This is a genomic window from Massilia sp. CT11-108 (assembly GCF_047302915.1).
Taxonomy (GTDB): Bacteria; Pseudomonadota; Gammaproteobacteria; order Burkholderiales; family Burkholderiaceae_D; genus Telluria; species Telluria orientalis.
On the sequence record NZ_JBKYMO010000554.1, the window covers coordinates 1 to 3,410 of the forward strand.

Consider the following 3,410-nt stretch of genomic DNA (forward strand, 5'->3'; position numbering starts at 1 on the left):
GCGCTACATCCCGGCGCGCGAAGACCTTGACGGCATCGACGTCTTCCGCGACCCCGCGCACCTGCATGCGGGTGGCCAGGATGCTGCCGGCGGACGCCACCGAGACGTCGCCGCGGCAATCCATCACGAGCACGGCGCCCGCCGGAATCCGTTCCACGGCGACGCGCTGCGGGTGGCCCGGGTCGCGGAAGACGTCGATGCCGTCAAGGTCTTCGCGCGCCGGGATGTAGCGCAGCGTGAACGCGGGACCGGCCATGCGCTGTCCGGTCTTGAGCGGACGTGCGCCCTGGATGAACACGTTGGCCAGGCCGCGCTTGAACAGCTGCGTGGTCAGGGTGGAGGTGGAGATCGTCTTCAGCGTCGCCAGCAGGTCAGGGTCGATCGGCAGGCCCGGGGCGGTCATGGCTGGGCTCCTTCGCGCTCGAAGACGGTGTTGGTGAAGTCGACGTGCTCGGCCGTGATGCGGTTGGCCGCGTAGTAGCGGTCCCATTGGGCGCTGCTGATCGTGTGCTTGCCCGTGTCGGGGTCGAGCGCCTGCAGGTAATCGCCGAACTTGAAATAGATGACGCGCTCGTCCCCCTTGATGCGGGCATGCCCTTCGCGCCGCACGCCGGCGGGACCGACGGCCGCCACGCTCGCATCGCCGCCGCTGAACCGGATGTCCAGGTCGAACGGCTGGCCGGAGCGCACCGTGCCCAGCGCCGTGGTGGCCTCCTTGCCGTCCGTGCCGGGCATGCGCACCAGGATGTCGAACACGCCGTTGCGGCCGTTGCCGTCCAGGCCCTGGCGGTCGGCCGTGTCCTGCACGTAGACCTTGACGATCGTGTCCAGGCCTTCGACGTGGTACTGGGCGACGATGGTCTTGGCGCCGTCCGGCATCCGCGGCGTCACGCGCGCGGCGAAATGCTCGTGCGTCTGCGCCGCGCTGCGACGCAGCTTGCCGGCGATCTTCAGTTCGTTGCGATAGCCATGGCCATGGCCGGAATCGTACTTCGAGTCGAGCGCGCTGAAATGCAGCGTGCCGTCGTAGGGCGCCGCGTACGGCGTCTTGCCTTCGACGTCGAACCAGCGTTCCAGCGCGTCGCGCGGCGTGAAGGCCGGCGCGGCGGAAACGGGATGCGGTGCGGTCGTCAGCGACGCCAGGGGCAGGGCGAAGGCCAGACTACGGACGGTGTTCTTCATTTGAGCATCTCCTGAAGCAGCGGTTGCATGGCGTCGGCCCACAGCTGGTAGCCTGCGGGACCGGGGTGCAGCTGGTCCGGCATGATGGTGGCGGGGATCTTGCCGTCCTGGCCCAGGAACACCGCGTTGATGTTCAGGAAGCGGATGTCGCGGCCGTTGTCCAGCAGGGCCAGGTCGCGGTTCACGGCGTCGATGGTGCGCATGCGCCTGGCGGCTTCCTCGACGCCCGCTTCGGTCACCGGCTTGCCGGTGCGGTCGCGCGGGCCGCGCGGAAAGATGCCGAGCACCAGGATCTTCGTGTCCGGCAGCCTGGCGCGGATCATGCCGACGATCTTGCGGTCGGCGGCCGCGATCTCCTCGGGCGGGTAATCGAGGCTGTTGTTGGTGCCAAGCATGAAGACCACGAGCTTTGGCGCAATGCCGTCCAGTTCACCGTGCTCGATGCGCCAGATCACGTGGTTGGTACGGTCGCCGCCGATGCCGAAATTGGCCGGCTGGTACTTGCCGTAATAGGTCTCCCAGATGTGCGGGGCGATGTGCCAGCGCTCGGTGATCGAGTCGCCCAGGAACAGCAGCCCGATCGGGCCGCTCTTCGCGCGCGCCAGGATGGCTTCGTGTTTTTTCAGGAACACGCCGTCGTCTTTCTTCTCGACCGCCTGCGACGCGCCCGGTTTGTTCGAAGCGGCTTGTGCATGGAAAGGGCTGGCCGCGAGCGTGAGCGCCAGCAGCAGGGAATTACAGAACGCAGGTTTCATCGAGGTCTCCAGTCTTCTTGTGGGATGGGTGGGGCTGCACGCGATCGACGCGACCGCCCAGCCAGAGGGATAGGAATACGAGGGGCAGCAGCAGCGCGCCCAGGATGAAGAAGGGCGTGTAGTCGCCGCCCACGGTCAGGGCCGGCACCAGTTGCATGCAGACGATGACGCCGAGCACGGCCGAGGTGCCGCTCAGCCCCGCGAGGGTACCGACGGTCTGGCCGGAGTAGAAATCGCTGGGCAGCGTCTGGATGTTGGTGATGGCCGCCTGGAAGCCGAACAGGATCACGCCGATGGCGAGCACCGCCAGCACTGGCGTGGCGGCCGCGGCGCTCAGGATCAGGGCCGGGAACATCAGCAACAGGCCGGCCGCGATCACCGACTTGCGGGCCCGGTTCACGCTCCAGCCGCGGGCCAGCAGCCTGCCGCACAGCCAGCCGCCGGCCAGCGCGCCGACCGCGGCGCCGACGTAGGGCACCCAGGCGAACATGCCGATCTCCTTGACGTCGAAGCCGAAGCGCTCGTTCAGGTACAGAGGCAGCCAGCTGACGAACAGCCACCAGACCGGATCGATGAAGAAGCGCGCGGCGATCACGCCCCAGCTCTGGCGATGACGCAGCAACTGGGCCAGCGTGGGGACGTATTCGCCGTGCGCCGTTTCGGCGCCCCGTGGGCCGGACAGGATCAGCGCGCGTTCGTCGGCGCCGATCCACGGGTGCGCGGCCGGGCCGGCTTTGTACACGATCAGCCAGGGGACGATCCAGATGAAGCCGAGCGAGCCGATCAGCACAAAGGTCGCTTTCCAGCCGTACGCCGCATACAGCAGGGCGACCAGCGGCGGCGCGATCACGGACCCGAGCGACGCCCCGGCGCCGAAGATGCCCTGGCCGAGCGCGCGTTCGCGCACCGGAAACCATTCCGCGATGGCCTTGGTGGCGCCGGGCCAGTTGCCGGCTTCGCCCACGCCCAGCATCGTGCGGAACAGGCCGAACGACAGCGCCGAGCGCGCCACGTAGTGCAGTGCGATCGCGCCGGACCAGACCAGGATCGACAGCACGAAGCCGATCCGCGTGCCGAGGGCGTCGAACACCTTGCCGAACAGCGACTGGCCGACGGCATAGCCGATCAGGAAGATCGTCACGATGTTGGCGTAGTCGCGCTTGTCCATGCCCAGTTCCGATGCGATGCCGGGCCACATGACCGCCAGCGCCGAGCGGTCGATGTAGTTGATGACCGTCGCCACCGCCACCAGCGAGATGATCAGCCAGCGCAAGCCTTTGATGGTTTTCATGCCTGTGTCTCCATATTGGTTCTCGTCCTGCCGATGCGGGCCGGCATCGCCCGCTACTACCTCGAACGGGGCGTGCGGCAGGTGGTCGTCAAGCTTGGACCGGAAGGCGCCTACGTCGCCGGCGCCGACGTGGAGCCAGGCGTCGTGCCCGGCGTGCCGGTGCCCCGCGTCGTGGACACGGT

Annotated in this window: 3 protein-coding genes and 1 pseudogene; all 4 read right to left on the minus strand. The window is 68.0% G+C overall.

Features of this window, described 5'->3' with window-relative positions; translation table 11 throughout:
• Nucleotides 1–403: pseudogene (locus ACEN88_RS27240) on the minus strand (hypothetical protein); the annotation flags it as partial.
• Entirely contained in the window at nt 400–1,182 is a 783-nt protein-coding gene (locus tag ACEN88_RS27245; RefSeq protein ID WP_413344692.1) for a polysaccharide lyase family 7 protein, read from the minus strand. The gene ACEN88_RS27245 and the pseudogene ACEN88_RS27240, both read right to left, overlap by 4 nt.
• On the minus strand, nt 1,179–1,937 hold the full coding sequence (locus ACEN88_RS27250) for a GDSL-type esterase/lipase family protein (protein WP_413344694.1): 759 nt from the start codon (nt 1,935–1,937) through the stop codon (nt 1,179–1,181). The genes ACEN88_RS27245 and ACEN88_RS27250 overlap by 4 nt, the downstream gene beginning before the upstream one ends.
• Nucleotides 1,918–3,228: an MFS transporter gene (locus ACEN88_RS27255; RefSeq protein ID WP_413344696.1), complete on the minus strand. Its 1,311-nt coding sequence runs from the start codon at nt 3,226–3,228 to the stop codon at nt 1,918–1,920. The genes ACEN88_RS27250 and ACEN88_RS27255 overlap by 20 nt, the downstream gene beginning before the upstream one ends.
• Nucleotides 3,229–3,410 lie beyond the last annotated feature (182 nt).

Coding starts and splice junctions, on each gene's coding strand:
- ACEN88_RS27245 (WP_413344692.1), bottom strand. CDS start 1,182: ATGAAGAACACCGTCCGTAGTCTGGCCTTCGCCCTGCCCCTGGCGTCG.
- ACEN88_RS27255 (WP_413344696.1), bottom strand. CDS start 3,228: ATGAAAACCATCAAAGGCTTGCGCTGGCTGATCATCTCGCTGGTGGCG.
- ACEN88_RS27250 (WP_413344694.1), bottom strand. CDS start 1,937: ATGAAACCTGCGTTCTGTAATTCCCTGCTGCTGGCGCTCACGCTCGCG.